This is a genomic window from Nocardia sp. NPDC004151, assembly GCF_042874235.1.
GTDB lineage: Bacteria > Actinomycetota > Actinomycetes > Mycobacteriales > Mycobacteriaceae > Nocardia.
The window spans coordinates 367,464-384,297 of the sequence record NZ_JBIAMR010000006.1 but is presented as its reverse complement, the minus strand read 5'-3'; the positions used below and the strand labels follow the sequence as shown (position 1 = coordinate 384,297).

The window sequence follows — 16,834 nt, the reverse complement described above, 5'->3', positions numbered from 1 at the left end:
GAGCCGGAGCCCGCTCCGGAGCCGGTCAAGGCCGCGGTCGCGGTCGCCGAAGCTCCGGCCGAGGCCGCTCCGAAGGCCGCTCCGGCCGGTGGCGGCCTGGGCATGAAGGGTGGCCTGAAGCCGCCGGGTGGCGGTAAGGGTCTGGCCATGAAGGGCGGGCTCAAGGCCCCGGGCGCGAAGACCGAGGCTCCGGCCGCCGAGGCCGCTCCGGCCGCCGAGGAGACCGCCGCCCCGGCTCCGGCCAAGGGTCTCGCCATGAAGGGCGGCCTGAAGGCCCCCGGCGGCAAGGGTCTGCAGATGAAGGGCGCCGCCAAGGCTCCCGGCGCCAAGGCCGAAACCGCTTCCGCCGCCGCGGCTCCCGCCGAGGCCGCTCCGGCCGAGGCCGCCACCGCTCCGGAGGCTCCGGCCGCCAAGCCGGGCGGGCTCGCCATGAAGGGCGGCCTGAAGGCCCCCGGTGGCAAGGGTCTGCAGATGAAGGGCGCCGCCAAGGCTCCGGGCGCCAAGCCCGCCGCCGCGGCCGCTCCCGCCGAGGCTCCCGCGGCCGCCGCTCCGGCTCCGGCCGCCGAAGCTCCCGCGGCCGCCGCCCCGGCCGCGGAGGCCAAGCCGTCCATCGCGCCCAAGGGTCTGGCCATGAAGTCGGGTCTGAAGCGTCCCGGCCCGAAGGCTCCGGGCGCCGCTGCTCCGGCAGCCGCCCCGGCGCCGGAAGCACCTGCGGCTCCCGCTGATTCGGCTCCGGCCGCTCCGGCTCCCGAGGCCGAGCCCGCCGCTCCGGCCGAACCGGCCGTGCCGGAGAGCAACGGCACTCCGGAGGCCAACGGTGCTTCGGAAGGCAATGGCGCGACGCCGCCCGCCGCGAAGCCGGGTGGTCTCGGCTTCAAGTCGGGCATGAAGGCTCCGGGCCGGAAGAACTAGGCTCCGGCCCGAAACACCGGGCTGCCGAACCTGATTGACCAGGGCGGCGCTACCGATTCGGTAGCGCCGCCCTGGTCGTTTCCGGTCACGGTGTGGCCCGGTTCACGAGGCGTTCACCGCGCAGCGGCTAATCTCGGGCAACAAACTCGGCGGGAGTTCGCCATACTGCAAGGTATGACGGATGCGCGGGCGGTGCGGGTCGAGATCGGGGTGGAGTCTCTGGGCGGGGTCCGGATCGCCGAACAGGCGGGGGCGGCGCGCGTGGAGTTGTGTTCGGGCCTGACGGTCGGGGGGCTCACGCCGGGTCCCGCGCTCATCGAGGCGGCCGTGGCCGCGGCCGGGCACACCCAGGTGCACGTCCTGATCCGGCCGCGCCCCGGCGATTTCCGCTACACGCCCGACGAGGTGGCGCTCATGCGCGCCGATGTCGAGCGGGTCCGCGCGGCGGGCGCGCACGGTGTGGTGCTCGGCGTGCTCGACGAGGACGGGCACGTGGATCCGGCCGCCAATACCGAACTGCTGGCCGCCGCCGACGAGCTGGAGGTCACCTTCCACCGCGCGTTCGACGTGTGCGCCGATCCCTACGCGGGGTTCGACCAGCTGCTGGAACTGGGTTTCACCCGGCTGCTCACCTCCGGCCGCCAGGAGTCGGTGCTGGACGGCGCGTCCCTGATCGCGCGCATGGTGAGCCTGTCCGACGGCCGCATCGACGTGATGGCCTGCGGCGGCCTGCGCGCCGATAATGCCCGGCGGGTGATCGAGCTGACCGGCACGCGGGATCTGCATGCGGCCGTGCGCATTCCGGTGCCGGGCCGCCCGCAGCCGGATACCGAGGTCACCTTCGCCGAGTTCGGAGTGCCGAGCGGTTTCGACCATTTCGCCACGGACGCCGACGGAGTCGCGGCGCTGTGTGAAGCGGCGAGAACGGCAGTCTGACCGGACGCGAACTCCACTGCGATCCAACGTTCACCGCCCTGCACCGCACCCTGAACTGGGAGTACTTCATCGGCGGCACCCGGGTCGCGGTCTTCGACGGCGGCAACAACCCCCCGCCCCAGGACGGCGTCAGCCACACCGTGGACCTGAGCGAGTACGGCGGCCGTCAGAAACTGCTGGCGGTCTGGAACATCGGCGACACCGTCAACGCCTTCTACTTTTCCTCGGAAACACGCCCCTCGCACTATCTTTCGCTCCAGCAGTCCGTTCGATCAGGAGTCGGGCCGCGAATGCCGCCCGCCGCGCGGCGGTTCGGGTGGCGGCCCCGGGTTCCGCGCCCCCGGTTCCGACCACGGCTCGTCGGGATGGAACCAGGACGACGTGGTGTACCGCGGCTCCTGGGGCGGCGCCCCACCATCGAACCACGACTGCTGCGGCGGTGGCGCGGGCTCGACCGGAGTCGGAGCCGGTTGCACCACACTGGTTCTCGGCGCCGTCGGCTCGCCGTCCCCGGACTCGGAGGGTGCCTGGGGCGGCACCGGCTGCGGCCCGGTGCGCGGGTCGCCGGTATCCGGTCCGAGCCGCACCACGAACTGCGAACCCGAGCGCGGTGCGTTCTGATCGCCGCCACGCCGCGGCGCGGGCTGTCCGCCGGTGCGCGGGCCGCCTGCCGGTCCACCGGGTCGCCGCGGCGTATTCCGTTGCGGCCCACCACTCCGCGGCCGATTGCCACCCGTGGCCGCGACCGTGCGCGCCGTGCCCGGCGGCCGCGCGAGCAGCACCGCGATGGCGGTGGTCAGCGGCACCGACAGCGCCAGCGCGATACCACCGACCGCGGAGCGCGCGATCTCGATGCCCACCGCGTCGCCGGTCAGCACGTCGCGCATGGACCGCCCCGCCACGCTGAACAGCATCAGCAACGGCAGCGCGCCGCCGGCGTAGGCGAGCACCAGGGTGTAGACGGTACTGGCGATGTGGTCGCGCCCGACCCGCATGGCCGCCGCGAAAATCCCGCGCCGCGTTGCCTTCTCGTCCAGCGCCGCCAGTTCGAAGGCCGCGGACGCCTGCGTGATGGTGACGTCGTTGAGCACACCCAGCGAGCCGATGATGAACCCGGCGAGCAGCAGCCCGGTAATGCTCACATGCTGCAGATAGGTGGCGACATTGGTGTTCTGCTCTTCGGAGAACCCGGTCAGATGGGTCATCTTCAGTGCCGCCCAGGACAATACGGCCGCCAGCACCATCGCCGACAGCGTGCCCAGCAGTGCCGAGCTGGTGCGCAGATTCACCCCGTGCGCGAGATAGAGCACCGCGTACAGGATCACCGCGCCCGCGACGAGTGCCGTGGGGATGGCGGGTTTTCCGTCCAGCAGCGCGGGCAGCAGGAACACCACCAGGACGCCGAAGGCGACCACGAGTCCGAGCAGCGCCCGCAGTCCGCGCCACCGCGCGACCGCGATGATGACGACGGCGAACACGATGCCGATGATGGTCAGCGGCAGTCCGCGCGCGTAGTCGTCGAACGAGTAGGTGGTGACCAGGCTGGGGTCGGCGTTCTTATCGGCCTTCGGATCCACTTGGCGCACGATGCGGATCTTGTCGCCGGCGCGCAGATCGGGTTGACCGGGCCCGGGCGCGATCTCGAAGAGCGTCTTCTCCCCCTGGCTGGGTCCGGAGTCGATGGTGACGATGCTGCGCTGGCACGAGTAGCCGTTGGCGCGCGGGGCCTGCGGTTCGTCGCTGAAGACCCGGCCGTTGGAGGGGCTGCCGCAGGGTCCGATGTCCTGCTTGATCACGGTTCCGGCCTCGGTCTGCACCGCACCGCCGCCGCCGTTCTGCATGGGCAGCGGGATGTCGATGTGCTGAGCGCTGGGCCAGAGCCAGATCAGCCCGGCCACGACCGCCACGCCGATCAACGCGAGCAGTCCGATCACGACCTTGGCCGCATTGGTGCCGATCGCGATGGGTCCCGAGTGGTCGTGATGGTGGTGATGGTGATCGCTCACGCGGAGAGCCTAAACGAAAACCATTTTTGACATGCTGAGAGGTCTCGGCATTTGGCCAGGTGAGGCGGTCGCGATCGCGAGAATTTTTTAGGGGGCGGCGGAGAGCAGGGGGATGTCTCCGCCGCCCGGGGTCAGCGGCCCAGGGGGGGTAGGCCGACTAACCAGGGCCGGACGGCCCAGGGGGGGTAGGCGGTCCGGCCGGGCACTCGAAGTGCCGAGGACCACTGTACACAAAAGACGGTTCTTTGCGCTAGCTAAGTCTCTAAAAACCCAACTTTTTCGTACCAGCGGTTTGTTTTAGCCAGAGTCCCACCTGCGCCACACCCCGCGAGGGAGGGTGTCCACTCCTGGACAAAACCGCATAAGCGCAGGTCGAGAGGGCTCACGGGATACCCCATGAACCCTACCGGTCGATATTTCCGCCCGGAAGTTACTGGCGGTAGCTGGACAGGAAGTTGCCGAATCGTTCGATGGCGACCGACAGATCCCGCGCCCACGGCAGCGTCACGATGCGCAGGTGGTCGTGATGCGGCCAGTTGAAGCCGGTGCCCTGCACCATCAGGATCTTCTCCTGCAGCAGCAGATCCAGCACCAGCTTCGAATCGTCGTGGATCTCATGGACTTCCGGATCCAGCCGCGGGAACGCGTACAGCGCGCCCTCCGGCTTCACACACGACACACCCGGAATCGTGTTCAGCTTCTGCCAGGCCACATCCCGCTGCTCCAGCAGCCGCCCGCCCGGCAGCACCAGATCGTCGATGCTCTGATGTCCGCCCAGCGCCACCTGAATGGCATGCTGCGCGGGCACATTCGGACACAGGCGGGTGGAGGCCAGCAGGTCGATGCCCTCCAGGAAGCCGCCCGCGTGATCCTTCGGACCGGTGATGACCAGCCAGCCCGAGCGGTAGCCCGCCACCCGGTAAGCCTTGGACAGACCGTTGAAGGTCAGGCACAGCAGATCGGGGGCCAGCGTGGCCAGCGACACATGCTTGGCGTCGTCGTAGAGGATCTTGTCGTAGATCTCGTCGGCCAGCAGCAGCAGCTGATGCTTGCGGGCCAGGTCCACCACCTGCTGCAGCACCTCGGCGGAGTACACCGCCCCGGTGGGGTTGTTCGGGTTGATCACGACAATCGCCTTGGTCTTGTCGGTGATCTTGGATTCCATGTCGGCGATGTCGGGCTGCCAGCCGTTGGACTCGTCGCACAGGTAGTGCACCGGGGTGCCGCCCGCCAGCGAGGTCATCGCCGTCCACAGCGGGTAGTCCGGGGCGGGGATGAGCACCTCGTCGCCATTGTCGAGCAGCGCCTGCATGACGATGGTGATCAGCTCGGAGACGCCATTGCCCAGGTAGACGTCGTCCACATCGAATTCCGGGAAGCCCGGCACCACCTCGTAGCGGGTGAAGATGGCCCGGCGCGCCGACAGGATGCCCTTCGACTCGCTGTAGCCCTGCGCGTACGGCAGCGCCGCGATCATGTCGCGCATGATCACGTCGGGCGCGTCGAACCCGAACGGCGCGGGATTGCCGATGTTCAGCTTGAGGATGCGATGCCCCTCGGCCTCCAACCGCGCCGCATGCGCGTGTACCGGCCCCCGGATCTCGTAGAGAACGTTCTGGAGCTTGGTGGACTGCTCCAGCATGCGCGGGGACCGATGCGAAGGGTGACTCTGAGGGCTCACCCGACCGAGTCTAATTTGCCCTCCGCTTCGCTCCGGGCCTGGTTCGCGGCTGCGAATCAGCGGGCCGTATCGGGCGGCAACACGCTGCGGGCGGCGGTGGAGCCGCAGAACTCCTCGATTCGCTCGTCCAGGTCCTGCGCCTCGCCCGCGGCACGGAACTCGGGGCTGGCGAGGCGCCGGCGGAGCACGGACAGGCGTTCCTCGAGTTGGGCGATGCGTTTGTCCTCGTCCAATTCGAGCACCGGTTCGAGGGCCGCGGCCGCGCCGTCGAGGCTGCCGTTGATCAGGTGCGCGGCGGCGTTGTCGATCCGGGCGAGCGACTCCGCGCCGTAGGAGCGCTTGTCGGTGGGGCCGTTCACGTACAGGTCGATGGCGCGGCGGGTGGCGTCCAGCGCGGGTTCGGCCTGACCGAGGTGGATGTAGGTGGCGCCCGCGTAGTAGTGGCTCTTGGGCTGGTCGAAGCCGAAGACACCGCCGACGTCGTCGTGCAGGGTGTCGCTGGATTCGCCGTCGCGGGCCTCGTCGGCGGCGCGGATGCAGCGTTCGGTATCGGCGGCGCTGCCCAGCCGCGACCAGATGCGGGCCTCGATGTTCAGCAGCCGCACCTTCGAGGTCGCGGATTCGGTGTAGCGCTGGCCGCTCTGGGCCAGCAGCACCGCGCGGCGCGGGCGTTCGGAGCGGTACTCGATGAGCGCCTGCATGCCGCGAGTCCAGGCGCGCAGCGGATTGTGCTCGCACAGTTCGGCGTAAGCCCATGCGGCCCTGGCCTGTTCACCGGCCGCGTCGAAATAGCCCAGATCCGTACTGGCATTCGCCAGCAGACCGGACAACGTACCCGCCAACAGATACAGATGCGCCGTATCCGAGGGCCGCTGATGGCCTTCCAGCAACCGGTACACGCGCCGCCGGACCCGCAACATCTCCACCATCATCGGCACCGGAGGCATGTGCACGTAGTCGTTGGCGATGCGCGTGACATCGGCATCGAGCTGTTCCAGCAGGGTGGCACCCACATTGGTGCCCTCCGCCCGGCCGGCGTGCTCGCTGGCTTCATGGGCAGCCGCCATTATCAAGTCCCTCTCCGAAATCGCCGCTAACGCATCGCCCCTCATCGCACCCGTGTCGACGAGGGCCAGCAGTTCCGCGTCGCTGGAATAACTGGCCTGCGCCGGCATGCCGCTCCACAACTCGGAACCGCCTTGGCGCACATCGAAACCGGGAACGGCGGGGCCACTCGAGGGCTGGTCGATCAAGGCCGCGAACCGTGCCCGCACCACATCGTCGGACCGGGCAAGGGATGTATCGAGGGCGGCCTGATTGACGGGGCGGGGATGCACCCGATCGCCCCCGGCCTCCCACTTCGAGACCAGTCGCTCGTGCACCCCCAAGTGGGCGGCGAACTCCCGGATACTCATGCGTTTGGCATCACGGAGGGCACGGGCCTCTTTGCCTGACCAGTGCCGTACCACGGTGCCATCCCTTCCGAACGAACTCCGAACTCCAGGGTACGAGCGGAAACTGGCCGCGGCCACAGCCGAAACCTAGCTGGTACCAGGCTTTATGCGTAGCCGCAACAGTGGCGGCGGAAAGGCAGTGGAAGGCGGGTGTGCGGGCGTTTTCCCATCCGGCTCCGGCGCGCGACCCTGGTGACCAGGGGAAGGAGGCGGGGAAGTGAACGCGGACAAGCGCAGAACAGTGGACGACTGGGTTTCCTACTACCGGCACGAGTTCGGACTGCCGGTCACCGAACGCGGCGGATTCGTCATTCTCCCCGTCACCGCGGAGGTCGCGGTCGTGCACCTACCGGTCGCCCGAGCCGAAAAGGTCCGCAGCGCACTGCAACAGCGCCGGACCGATGGCCCCATGCTGGCGCGCCAGATTCGCTGGAGCTTTCTGGCCGAACCGGATTCGGTGCCCGGCGCGCAGATCATGGAGGTCCTCGACCGCCTCGACATCGGCATTCCGACTATCGGCAGCGCGGTCATGCTCCCCACCGGCCTCGGCCGCTGGACCCGCGAGGGCTGCCACTGGGTGCGCCCGCCCGCCCGAGACTCCAAACTCCCACCCCTGTCGGCGATCATCACGGCAGCTCTGGCGGTGGGAACGGGAAGCGAGGATTGAACGCAGCCTTTCCTCGCACCGGCGCGCCACGCGCCGGAGCCACCGGGTTCGCCCCCTCTTGGCAGTCGACGGGGCGGACTCGGTGTTGAATTTGCCCCTCCGCTGCGCTCCGGGGCGGGTTGGTCTACCTGTGCGTCAGCGCACTTGCTGCTGCTGCGCGGGGGCAGGCGGGAAGAGCGGCGGCAGGGTGGGCACGACCACCGGCGGGAGGCCGGGGATGAGCGTGATGGTGTTGGGGCCGACCGTGGTGGTGGGGGCCTCGGTGGTGGTGGTCGTGTTCTGCGGCTGCGGCGGCCCGGCCAGCGCCTCGTTGGTGGCGTCGGTGGTGCTCGGGACGACGGTGGCCGGTTCGCTCGGGCGGGTGGTGCTGGTCGGCACCGAGCTGGTGACCGCGTCCTGGCGCTGTGAATCGTGGCTCAGCACTTGGGTTCCCCAGCCCAGGGTGATGCCGATGGCGGCCACCACGACCAGCGCGCCCACGGCGACACCGGCGAGGCTGACCTCGCGGCGGCGGCCCGGGCCGGCGGGCGGGCCCGCGACCAGTGGCCGGGCCGGGGCGGGCTCGGCGGGCCGCGGCGCGACCTCGTCGCGCGGCGCGGCCGGGAACGGGGCGGGGGCCGGGCGTGGCATGACCGGGCGGGCCAGCATGGCGGCGCCGCGGGTCACCACGGTCTCGGGAGCGGCGGGCACGATCACCGGGACGCCCAGCCAGCGCCGCAGAACCTTTGCCACCAGCGGAATCTGGGCGCAGCCGCCGAGCAGGGCGACGGCCTGTACGGGCTGCTCGGAGCGCAGGATGACATCGCGGGTCATGCGCGCGGAGGATTCGACGGCCAGCATGATGAGGGCCTCGAAGTTCTCCTGCGACAGCAGGACCAGCCCCTCGGTGGAGGGCAGAGCCACCGCGCTGCTGCCGGAAAGCTGTTCCTTGGCCTCGCGGCACAGCTTGTCCAGGGCGGTGAGGCCGGTGTGATCCGGCGGATGGGCGATGCGCCCGGAGGCGATCTGCTGTTCGCGGATGAGCGCGTCCAGGTAGTCGCCGCTGATATCGCTGGTGCGCTCGGTGAAGCAGACCTGGCGGGTGCCGATGTCGACCACCGTCACGGACAGACCGGACGCACCCAGGTCGTAGAGCGCGACGGTGCCGAAGCCCGGCCCAGGGAGGTGGGGCCGTAACTCGCCGGAGTATTCGAGGAACTCCAGGGCCGCCACCACATCTGGCACCAGCTCGTAGTTGGTGAACTGCCGCCGCGCCAGCTCGGCGCGGATGGCGCGCGCGTGGTTCTCGTCGCGGTAGGCGATGGCGGTGGCGCTGATCCGCGAGTCGGCGGCCAGCACCGCTCCGACCGCGTCGGCGACCAGCTCGTCGACGCGACGTTCGCCGACCGGCACGGCCTGCACATCGAACGCGTCGGGGGGACCGTCGAATCCGCTGCGGGCCCGGCCGTATCCGGGCGCGGGCGGGGCGGCGAAATTCCTGGTGGGCTCGGCGGATTCACCGGTGTACGGACGTGCGACGCGAACCGCGCCCGCCCCCACCGACACTCCCAGCACCGAACTCATCGCCAGCCCATCTCGTTCACACCTACCTGTCGTCGCCACCTTACGACGTGCCGGGCCATCCGTACACCCGGCGAACCCGCCCACCGGACGGCGTAATAGCGCCATTCCATGACGGTCAACTGTCCAGGCAGCGACCGATTTCCGCCGGGCGCCCGGCCGAACCGGCTACCCCGTAACACAACTCACGCGCGCCGGGGTCCGTGGCTCACTGCCGGGCGGCGAAGTTCAGGTAGGCCTTCGACGGCGTCGGCCCGCGCTGCCCCTGGTACTTGGAGCCCACGGTGGCGCTGCCGTAGGGGTGCTCGGCCGGACTGGTGAGCCGGAACAGGCACAACTGGCCGATCTTCATACCCGGCCACAGCGTGATCGGCAGGTTCGCGACGTTCGACAGCTCCAGGGTGATGTGCCCGCTGAACCCCGGGTCGATGAACCCGGCGGTCGAGTGGGTCAGCAGCCCGAGCCGTCCCAGGCTGGACTTGCCCTCCAGCCGCCCGGCCAGATCGTCGGGCAGCGAGCACACCTCGAGCGTGGAGCCGAGCACGAACTCACCCGGGTGCAGCACGAACGGCTCCCCCTCGGCGGGCTCGACCAGCGAGGTCAGCTCGTCCTGCCGCTGCGCCGGGTCGATATGGGTGTAGCGGGTGTTGTTGAACACCCGGAACAAGCTGTCCAGCCGCACATCGATGCTCGACGGCTGCACCAGCTTCTCGTCGAACGGATCGAGCCCGAGACGACCGTTGGCGATTTCCTTGCGGATGTCGCGATCACTAAGCAGCACGTGCAAGAGCGTATGTCAATGGTCGGGCTGTGTTCGATTTGCCCTCCGCTTCGCTCCGGGCGGGTTCGCGGCCCCGAGGTCTCGATTCTTCCCTCCACCGCTTCGCTCCCCCACTCCAAGGCGGAGGTCGATCAAGCCGCAGTCCAGAATCGAGACGGCCGCGAACCTTCAGGTTGCGGTATCGCTAACCGAAACATCGATGACCTGCTTCGGCTTGCGCAGACCCCAGGTGGCGTGGGCCTCCGCGCGCATGCGCGGCACCATGTGCGGGTAGTGCAGCTCGAAGGCGGGGCGCTCGGAGCGGATGCGGGGCAGCTCGTAGAAGTTGTGCCGCGGCGGCGGGCAGGTGGTGGCCCACTCCAGGGAGTTGCCGTAACCCCACGGGTCGTCCACCGTCGCCAGTTCGCCGTAACGGTAGGACTTGAAGACGTTCCAGACGAACGTGACCATCGAGAACCCGAGGATGAACGAGCCGACCGTCGAGATGGTGTTGAGCGTGGTGAATCCGTCGCTCGGCAGGTAATCCGCGTAGCGCCGCGGCATGCCCTCGTTCCCCAGCCAGTGCTGCACCAGGAAGGTGGTGTGGAAGCCGAGGAACGTGGTCCAGAAGTGCAGCTTGCCGAGCCGTTCGTCGAGCATCCGCCCGGTCATCTTGGGGAACCAGAAGTAGATGCCCGCGAAGGTGGCGAACACGATGGTCCCGAACAGCACGTAATGGAAGTGCGCCACAACGAAATACGAGTCCGACACGTGGAAGTCCAGCGGCGGCGAGGCCAGGATGACGCCCGACAGCCCGCCGAACAGGAACGTCACCAGGAAGCCGACCGAGAACAGCATGGGTGTCTCGAAGGTCAGCTGACCTCGCCACATGGTGCCGATCCAGTTGAAGAACTTCACCCCCGTCGGCACCGCGATCAGGAATGTCATGAACGAGAAGAACGGCAGCAGCACCGATCCCGTCGCGTACATGTGGTGCGCCCACACCGCGATCGACAGCGCGCCGATGGCCAGCGTCGCGTACACCAGGGTGGTGTAGCCGAACAGCGGCTTGCGGCTGAACACCGGGAAGATCTCGGTCACGATCCCGAAGAACGGCAGCGCCACGATATAGACCTCGGGATGCCCGAAGAACCAGAACAGATGCTGGTAGAGGATGGCCCCGCCGTTGGCCGAGTCGAAGACGTGCCCGCCCAGGTGCCGATCGAACTCCAGCCCCATCAGCGCGGCGGTCAGAATCGGAAACGCCAGCAGCACAAGCACACTGGTGACCAGGATGTTCCAGGTGAAGATGGGCATGCGCCACATGGTCATGCCCGGGCAGCGCAGGCACACGATCGTGGTGACCATATTGACACCGCCCAGGATGGTGCCGACGCCGGACACCGCCACGCCCATGATCCACAGGTCCGCGCCCATGCCCGGCGCGTGTTCGGCCAGGCTGAGCGGGGTGTAGGCGGTCCAGCCGAAGTCGGCCGCGCCGCCGGGGGTGATGAATCCGGCGGTGGCCATGAGCGCCCCGAACAGGTACAGCCAGTAGCTGAGCGCGTTCAACCGCGGGAACGCCACGTCGGGCGCGCCGATCTGCAGCGGCAGCACCGCGTTGGCGAAGCCGAACACGATCGGGGTCGCGTAGAACAGCAGCATGATGGTGCCGTGCATGGTGAACAGCTGATTGAACTGTTCCGGGGTCAGGAACTGCATGCCCGGCCGGGCCAGCTCCGCCCGCATCAGCAGCGCCATCAGGCCGCCGATCAGGAAGAACGCCATGGCCGTGAACAGATACATGTTCCCGAGCATCTTGGGATCGGTGGTGGTGATGGCCTTCCACAGGTAGGAGCCCTGCGGGCTCTTCCGACGTGGAAACGGCCGCACGGGTTCGAGCTCGGGAACCTCACGAGCGGGCACCGCGGTCATACGTCCTCCTCGACCGCCGAGCAGGAGCACCGAACCAGCGCCAGCTAACGTTCAGCGCATCCAAACTTCCAGTGGTGGACGGGTTTTCGACCCTGCGGGTCAGTGTAGGACCGGCCGTGCACGGAACTCGGTGCTTCGGTGAAATAGCTACGCGATCTTCGGCGCGTCGCGCCGACACGGGTGATAGATGGGGGCTGGGCCCCCGCCGCCCCGCACCCTCGAAACCCGTGCGGCCCGGGCCCGTGAATTTGCACCGGCGGAGAAGTGGTCTGATAGAGTCGCGTGCGCAAGCAGGACCGTGCCGGTGTGGTGTAGTGGCAACACGCTACCTTCCCAAGGTCGAATTGCGGGTTCGATTCCCGTCACCGGCTCCGACGACAAGCCCCGCCCGATTCGGGCGGGGCTTGTCGCATGTCAGGGCCCTACTTGGTGCATTCGGTGGCGATCCGCTTGCCGGCCTTGCCCGCCTTGAGCAGATCCTCGGTGCCGAGGTTCACCTTGGTGGGGTTGGCGCCGTTGGCGCTCTCGATGATCTTCTGGATGCCGCTGTCGGACAGGCCTTCCTGGATGTAGATCCCGGCCACGCAGTCGGCGGTCTGCTGGTTGAGTTTGCCCTTGTCCTGCAAGGCTTTCGAGATCTCGGCGGCGGTCAGCGCGCCGACCGCGCCCGGCGTCGCCGCGATCGAGGACGGGAGGGTCACCCCGGAGGGGAGCGTGGGCAGGCCGGACGGGAGGGAGGTGGGCAGGCCGGACCCGCTGGTCGGCGCCACGGACGTCGGCACACCCGCGGGCGTGGGCGTGGCCGCCTGCTGGCTGTTGGCGCAGGCGGACAGTAGGGGCAGCGCGAGCAGCGCCACCACGACGACGGATTTCCGCATGATGTGATCCCTCCCGGATGCCGGGTCGATCCCGGTCGATTCAGAAATTGCACACCGGCACCGGAGAGTTAACAAGGGCGGCGCGGAAACCGCAGGCCGCCAAGGCCCCTGGCGGCCGGAGCCGCCGGGGAGACACCCGCTACTGCTGCTTGAGGCAGTCGGTCACGATCTTGTTGGTGGCCGCGCGCGCCTTCTCCGCGTCCTCCTTGCTCATACCGAGCGACTCCGGATCGGTGGCGGCCGCCGACTTGGCGTCGTTCTTGATCATGATGCGCAGGCCGTCCTGCGAAATACCCTGATCCACATAGACTTTGGCTGCGCAGTCGGCGAGCTTGGTGTCCTTGAGGCCGCCGTCCTGCAACGCCTTGGAGACGTCCGCCTGGCTGACGTCGGCGGGCTTGTCGCCGCCGCCGCAGCCGGCCAGCAGGGGAAGGGCGACGAGCGCGGCAGCCATCAGGCCTGTGCCGCTCAGAGAAAGACGCACCGGTGCCTCGACTCTCATGATTCGATGGGAGAAATACGCCTGGCACCTTCTCACAGATCCATCGCGGCGCGCAGCGCTGTGTCGATTCGCTCGGCCGTCTCGGCGTCCACCTCGGCGACCCGCTCGGCCAGCCAGCCACGATAGATGCGGCCCAGATTGCCGGCGTGCACCCAGCCGTGGCCGGGAATCGGGACCGCGAGGATGTCCTGCGGATCGGCGGCCTCGACCTCGGCCGCGATCAGCCAGGGCCGCGGCGACTCATTGATGCCGTCACTGGAGATGAGAACGATGGTGCGGGTGCGGGTGGTGCCGTGCGGGTGGTAGACCCAGAGTTCACCCCTGCGCACGCAGCTCCTTCTCGGCGGCCAGCATTTCCGCCTCGTCGGCGGCGGCGAGGTCGACCGGATCCGATGCCGGGCCGCACCCCAGCCGCACGGCTTCGCGGCGTGCGGCGCGGGAGATCCACGCCGACGGCGACATGCCCGCGCGGGCGGCGGCGTCCTGGGCATAGGACCAGGCGGCCTCGTCCAGCGACAGGGTCACTTTCCGGGTTGCCATACCTTTTATCGTACCGCCGGAGGCCCATTTCCCAGCCTGTTGGCGACACGTCAACAACTGTAGGGTGACATCAGCGATCGCGGCCTGGGGAGTGACAGATGACCATGTTGAACCATTACCGGACCGGCAGCGGCGAGCCGCTCGTGCTGGTGCACGGCGTCGGCAGCCGCTGGGAGGTGTGGGAGCCGATCATCGGCACGCTCGCCGAATCCTTCGATGTGATCGCCGTGGACCTGCCCGGCTTCGGCAGCAGTGAGCCGCTGACCGACACCACCGTCACCACCCTGGCCGACACGCTCGCCGAATTCCTCACCGCCGAGGGGCTCGAGCGGCCGCATCTGGCGGGCAATTCCATGGGCGGCGGCATCGCCCTGGACCTGGCCGCGCGCGGCCTCGCCCGCTCGGCCACCGCCTTCTCCCCCATCGGCTTCTGGGACACGGCCGGCCGGATCTGGTGCCAGCAGGCGCTCGGGCGCGCGAAACAACTGCTCACCGCGCTGCACCCGGCCGTACCCGCCCTGCTCGGCAACACCGTGGGCCGGTCCGCCACGCTCGGCCTGGTGTTCGGCAAGCCCTGGCAGCTCGACCTCCGGATGTCGACGCAGACCGTCGAGGGCCTGCTCGGCGCGGAGGGCTTCGACGCCGCGCTGGCCTCCTTCACGAACTTCCGGCTCCCCGATCCGGCCGCCCTGTCCGATGTCCCGGTCACCATCGCCTGGGGCAATCGTGACATTCTGCTCACGTACGCCACCCAGGCCCGCCGCGCCCGCGCGCTGCTGCCCGGTGCGCGGCACGTCACCCTGCACGGCAGCGGCCATACGCCGTTCTCCGATGATCCGGCCGGCTGTGCGCGACTGCTCCTGGACCAGCTCGGATAAGGAATGACCGTGAGCCACAACGTTTCCCTGACCATCACCGGCGACCGGGCGTACGTGGCCCTGGACCGGCCGGACAAGCACAACGGCCTGACCATCGACATGCTGAACGAGCTCGTCCGGGTGGCGGGCGTGATCGCCAAGCGCCCGGACGTGCGCGCGGTCATCCTGTCCGGCCAGGGGCCCAGCTTCAGCTCCGGCCTGGACGTCGCCAAGGCGATGGGCAATCCGCTCGACGTGGTCCGCAACTTCGTCCCGCTGCCGTGGCGCGGCACGAACACCTTCCAGGAGGCGTGCTGGGCTTGGCGGCGGCTGCCGCAGCCGGTGATCGCGGTGGTGCACGGTCGTTGCTACGGCGGCGGACTGCAGCTCGCGCTGGCCGCCGACTTCCGGTTCGTCACACCGGATTCGGAGTTCTCGGTGATGGAGGCCAAGCACGGCCTGATTCCCGACATGACCGGCGCGGCCACGTTGTCGCGGCTCATCGGCATCGATCAGGCGCTGCTGCTGACCATGACCGCCGACCCGGTCGACGCCGCCTACGCCGAGCGCATCGGTCTGGTCACCGAGGTGTCCGCGGACCCGCTCGCGGCCGCGGAGAAGCTGGCCGATCGGATCGCGGCGCGCTCCCCGCACGCGGTCGCGGCCGCCAAGAAGATGTTCGACCGGACGTGGCAAACTTCGGTGCGCCGGACCCTGTCCATCGAACGCGCCACCCAGCTGCCCCTTATCGTTCGACAGGCCCTCGGACGTGATAGGAATGGAAAGTAAGCCAATTCACGGCAAACACACTGGTGTGCAGTCACGATCGACTCGCTATCACTGTTAGCATTTTCACACTTTGCCAACGAGTCGAACGCATTGTGCGGTCCGCCACATACCGTTTGGTCCGCGCATTATTCGGCGAGACCCGGAGGACGCACGCAATTGACCAAGACCGCTCCGCTGCTGCTGTCCGCTGTGGCCGGTGCCACGGCCTTGTTCGTGGCGATGACATCACCGGCCGCAGCAAACCCCAACGCCATCAATCCGATTCCCGTGCTCAACGGAACCAACGGTTTGCCACAGCTGCCCGGCCGGACCAAGGCCGTCTTCCAGGTCACCGGCATGGCGAGCCCCAACAACACCCAGGCCTACAACGTGCTCGGCACCGATCTGGGCATCATGTGGGACAACGGCAACGGCGAACTGCTGACCGCCTTCGGTGACACCGCCGGTCTGGGCCTGCCGAACCTGCTGGTCGGCAGCACCTGGGCCTGGCGTTCCAACATCCTGGTCCGCTCGCACACCCAGGACCCGTCCAACGGCATCTACTTCGACTCGGTGGTGCGGGACATCTTCGGCCAGGCCCGGGACCTGATCCCGAGCCCCAAGATCCCCTTCATCGAGATCAGCCGCATCCCGACCGCGGCCATCTCGGTCGGCGGCACCCAGATCATGAGCCTTATGTCGGTGAAGAGCTGGGACGACGTCGGGCAGTGGACCACCAACTACTCCAGCCTCGCGGTCTCCGGCGACAACGGCGAGAACTGGGTCGAACTGCCGGCCACCCGCCGCGGCGACGACGGCGGCAACTCCAACTTCCAGATGAACGCCTTCGTCAAGCGCGGCGGCTTCCTGTACGACTTCGGCACCGACTCCGGGCGCAACCACCCGGCCTACGTGGCCCGCGTCCCGGAGGGCGCCGCCACCGATCTCGACGCGTACGAGTACTGGGACGGCGGGCGGTGGCAGAAGGACGTCAATGCCGCACAGCCGGTGGTGGGCGGCGGCGTCTCCGAGATGTCGGTGATGTGGAACGACTACCTAGGGCAATACATCATGCTGACCACGGACCCGTGGAACTCGGTGGTCATGTACACCTCGCCCAGCCCGGAGGGGCCGTGGAGCCCGCCGTCGGTGCTCATCGACACCCGCGAACTCCCGACCGCGTACGCGCCGTACATCTTCCCGTACCAGACCGGGCGCGACCTCTACTTCCTCACCACGGTCCACAGCCAGTACAACGTGCTGCTGATGCACACGACGCTCTAGCGGAACCCCGCTCCAGGGACTCTCCCCGCTCGACCTGCCGCCCGCGAACGCCCCGCGTTCGCGGGCGGCTTCGTCTCCGCGCACAACTTCTAAA

General features: G+C 68.7%; 14 protein-coding genes, 1 tRNA gene and 2 pseudogenes. 7 read left to right on the top strand and 10 right to left on the bottom strand.

Annotated features, from left to right (window positions below; translation table 11 throughout):
* Both ACFYTS_RS17210 and ACFYTS_RS17205 read left to right on the top strand, forming a co-directional pair.
* Positions 1–912 (top strand): annotated as a pseudogene (locus ACFYTS_RS17210) (Fe-S oxidoreductase); the annotation flags it as partial.
* 174 nt (positions 913–1,086) lie between these two features.
* Complete coding sequence (locus tag ACFYTS_RS17205) at positions 1,087–1,848, top strand: copper homeostasis protein CutC (RefSeq protein ID WP_357274450.1); 762 nt, start codon at positions 1,087–1,089, stop codon at positions 1,846–1,848.
* Positions 1,849–2,570: 722 nt separating this feature from the next.
* Here ACFYTS_RS17205 and ACFYTS_RS17200 read toward each other — a convergent pair.
* From ACFYTS_RS17200 to ACFYTS_RS17190, 3 genes and pseudogenes are all read right to left on the bottom strand, one after another.
* A pseudogene (locus ACFYTS_RS17200) lies at positions 2,571–3,854 on the bottom strand (YibE/F family protein); the annotation flags it as partial.
* Positions 3,855–4,284: 430 nt separating this feature from the next.
* Positions 4,285–5,496: a pyridoxal phosphate-dependent aminotransferase gene (locus tag ACFYTS_RS17195; RefSeq protein ID WP_357094657.1), complete on the bottom strand. Its 1,212-nt coding sequence runs from the start codon at positions 5,494–5,496 to the stop codon at positions 4,285–4,287.
* A 95-nt stretch (positions 5,497–5,591) separates the two neighbouring features.
* Positions 5,592–6,950 carry an ABC transporter C-terminal domain-containing protein gene (locus ACFYTS_RS17190; protein WP_357274451.1) on the bottom strand — a complete coding sequence of 453 codons (1,359 nt, stop codon included), beginning with the start codon at positions 6,948–6,950 and terminating at the stop codon, positions 5,592–5,594.
* Positions 6,951–7,206: 256 nt separating this feature from the next.
* On the opposite strand from ACFYTS_RS17190, the gene ACFYTS_RS17185 reads away from it, so the two are divergent.
* A complete protein-coding gene (locus ACFYTS_RS17185; protein WP_387305143.1) occupies positions 7,207–7,656 on the top strand; it encodes a hypothetical protein in 450 nt (149 codons plus the stop codon).
* 135 nt (positions 7,657–7,791) lie between these two features.
* Here the strand turns inward: ACFYTS_RS17185 and ACFYTS_RS17180 are convergent, their stop codons facing one another.
* From ACFYTS_RS17180 to ctaD, 3 genes are all read right to left on the bottom strand, one after another.
* Positions 7,792–9,219 carry an Hsp70 family protein gene (locus tag ACFYTS_RS17180; protein ID WP_387305141.1) on the bottom strand — a complete coding sequence of 476 codons (1,428 nt, stop codon included), beginning with the start codon at positions 9,217–9,219 and terminating at the stop codon, positions 7,792–7,794.
* Between the two features lie 205 nt (positions 9,220–9,424).
* Entirely contained in the window at positions 9,425–9,997 is a 573-nt protein-coding gene (gene dcd / locus ACFYTS_RS17175) for a dCTP deaminase (RefSeq protein WP_357274457.1), read from the bottom strand.
* Positions 9,998–10,165: 168 nt separating this feature from the next.
* Positions 10,166–11,911 carry a cytochrome c oxidase subunit I gene (ctaD, locus tag ACFYTS_RS17170; RefSeq protein ID WP_357274459.1) on the bottom strand — a complete coding sequence of 582 codons (1,746 nt, stop codon included), beginning with the start codon at positions 11,909–11,911 and terminating at the stop codon, positions 10,166–10,168.
* Between the two features lie 300 nt (positions 11,912–12,211).
* Between ctaD and ACFYTS_RS17165 the strand changes: the two genes are divergently transcribed.
* Positions 12,212–12,282 (top strand) — tRNA-Gly (locus ACFYTS_RS17165).
* Positions 12,283–12,333: 51 nt separating this feature from the next.
* Here the strand turns inward: ACFYTS_RS17165 and ACFYTS_RS17160 are convergent.
* The 4 genes from ACFYTS_RS17160 to ACFYTS_RS17145 all read right to left on the bottom strand — a co-directional run bounded on the left by ACFYTS_RS17160 (position 12,334) and on the right by ACFYTS_RS17145 (position 13,831).
* On the bottom strand, positions 12,334–12,789 hold the full coding sequence (locus tag ACFYTS_RS17160; protein WP_357274460.1) for a hypothetical protein: 456 nt from the start codon (positions 12,787–12,789) through the stop codon (positions 12,334–12,336).
* 139 nt (positions 12,790–12,928) lie between these two features.
* Positions 12,929–13,291: a hypothetical protein gene (locus ACFYTS_RS17155; RefSeq protein ID WP_357274462.1), complete on the bottom strand. Its 363-nt coding sequence runs from the start codon at positions 13,289–13,291 to the stop codon at positions 12,929–12,931.
* A 32-nt stretch (positions 13,292–13,323) separates the two neighbouring features.
* Positions 13,324–13,620 carry a hypothetical protein gene (locus tag ACFYTS_RS17150; RefSeq protein WP_357274464.1) on the bottom strand — a complete coding sequence of 99 codons (297 nt, stop codon included), beginning with the start codon at positions 13,618–13,620 and terminating at the stop codon, positions 13,324–13,326.
* On the bottom strand, positions 13,607–13,831 hold the full coding sequence (locus tag ACFYTS_RS17145) for a hypothetical protein (protein ID WP_357274466.1): 225 nt from the start codon (positions 13,829–13,831) through the stop codon (positions 13,607–13,609). The genes ACFYTS_RS17150 and ACFYTS_RS17145 overlap by 14 nt, the downstream gene beginning before the upstream one ends.
* Positions 13,832–13,929: 98 nt before the next feature.
* On the opposite strand from ACFYTS_RS17145, the gene ACFYTS_RS17140 reads away from it, so the two are divergent.
* The 3 genes from ACFYTS_RS17140 (at position 13,930) to ACFYTS_RS17130 (ending at position 16,740) form a co-directional block, all read left to right on the top strand.
* Positions 13,930–14,709, top strand: coding sequence for an alpha/beta fold hydrolase (locus tag ACFYTS_RS17140; RefSeq protein ID WP_387305136.1), 780 nt, complete (start codon positions 13,930–13,932; stop codon positions 14,707–14,709).
* Positions 14,710–14,718: 9 nt separating this feature from the next.
* On the top strand, positions 14,719–15,477 hold the full coding sequence (locus tag ACFYTS_RS17135) for a crotonase/enoyl-CoA hydratase family protein (protein ID WP_387305133.1): 759 nt from the start codon (positions 14,719–14,721) through the stop codon (positions 15,475–15,477).
* Between the two features lie 156 nt (positions 15,478–15,633).
* Positions 15,634–16,740: a DUF4185 domain-containing protein gene (locus tag ACFYTS_RS17130; protein ID WP_357274472.1), complete on the top strand. Its 1,107-nt coding sequence runs from the start codon at positions 15,634–15,636 to the stop codon at positions 16,738–16,740.
* Positions 16,741–16,834 lie beyond the last annotated feature (94 nt).

Excerpts from the sequence above, each read along its gene's own strand:
- ACFYTS_RS17205 (WP_357274450.1), top strand. The coding sequence starts at position 1,087 with ATGACGGATGCGCGGGCGGTGCGGGTCGAGATCGGGGTGGAGTCTCTG.
- ACFYTS_RS17195 (WP_357094657.1), bottom strand. The coding sequence starts at position 5,496 with ATGCTGGAGCAGTCCACCAAGCTCCAGAACGTTCTCTACGAGATCCGG.
- ACFYTS_RS17190 (WP_357274451.1), bottom strand. The coding sequence starts at position 6,950 with ATGAGTATCCGGGAGTTCGCCGCCCACTTGGGGGTGCACGAGCGACTG.
- ACFYTS_RS17180 (WP_387305141.1), bottom strand. The coding sequence starts at position 9,219 with ATGAGTTCGGTGCTGGGAGTGTCGGTGGGGGCGGGCGCGGTTCGCGTC.
- ctaD (WP_357274459.1), bottom strand. The coding sequence starts at position 11,911 with ATGACCGCGGTGCCCGCTCGTGAGGTTCCCGAGCTCGAACCCGTGCGG.
- ACFYTS_RS17160 (WP_357274460.1), bottom strand. The coding sequence starts at position 12,789 with ATGCGGAAATCCGTCGTCGTGGTGGCGCTGCTCGCGCTGCCCCTACTG.
- ACFYTS_RS17155 (WP_357274462.1), bottom strand. The coding sequence starts at position 13,291 with ATGAGAGTCGAGGCACCGGTGCGTCTTTCTCTGAGCGGCACAGGCCTG.
- ACFYTS_RS17145 (WP_357274466.1), bottom strand. The coding sequence starts at position 13,831 with ATGGCAACCCGGAAAGTGACCCTGTCGCTGGACGAGGCCGCCTGGTCC.
- ACFYTS_RS17140 (WP_387305136.1), top strand. The coding sequence starts at position 13,930 with ATGACCATGTTGAACCATTACCGGACCGGCAGCGGCGAGCCGCTCGTG.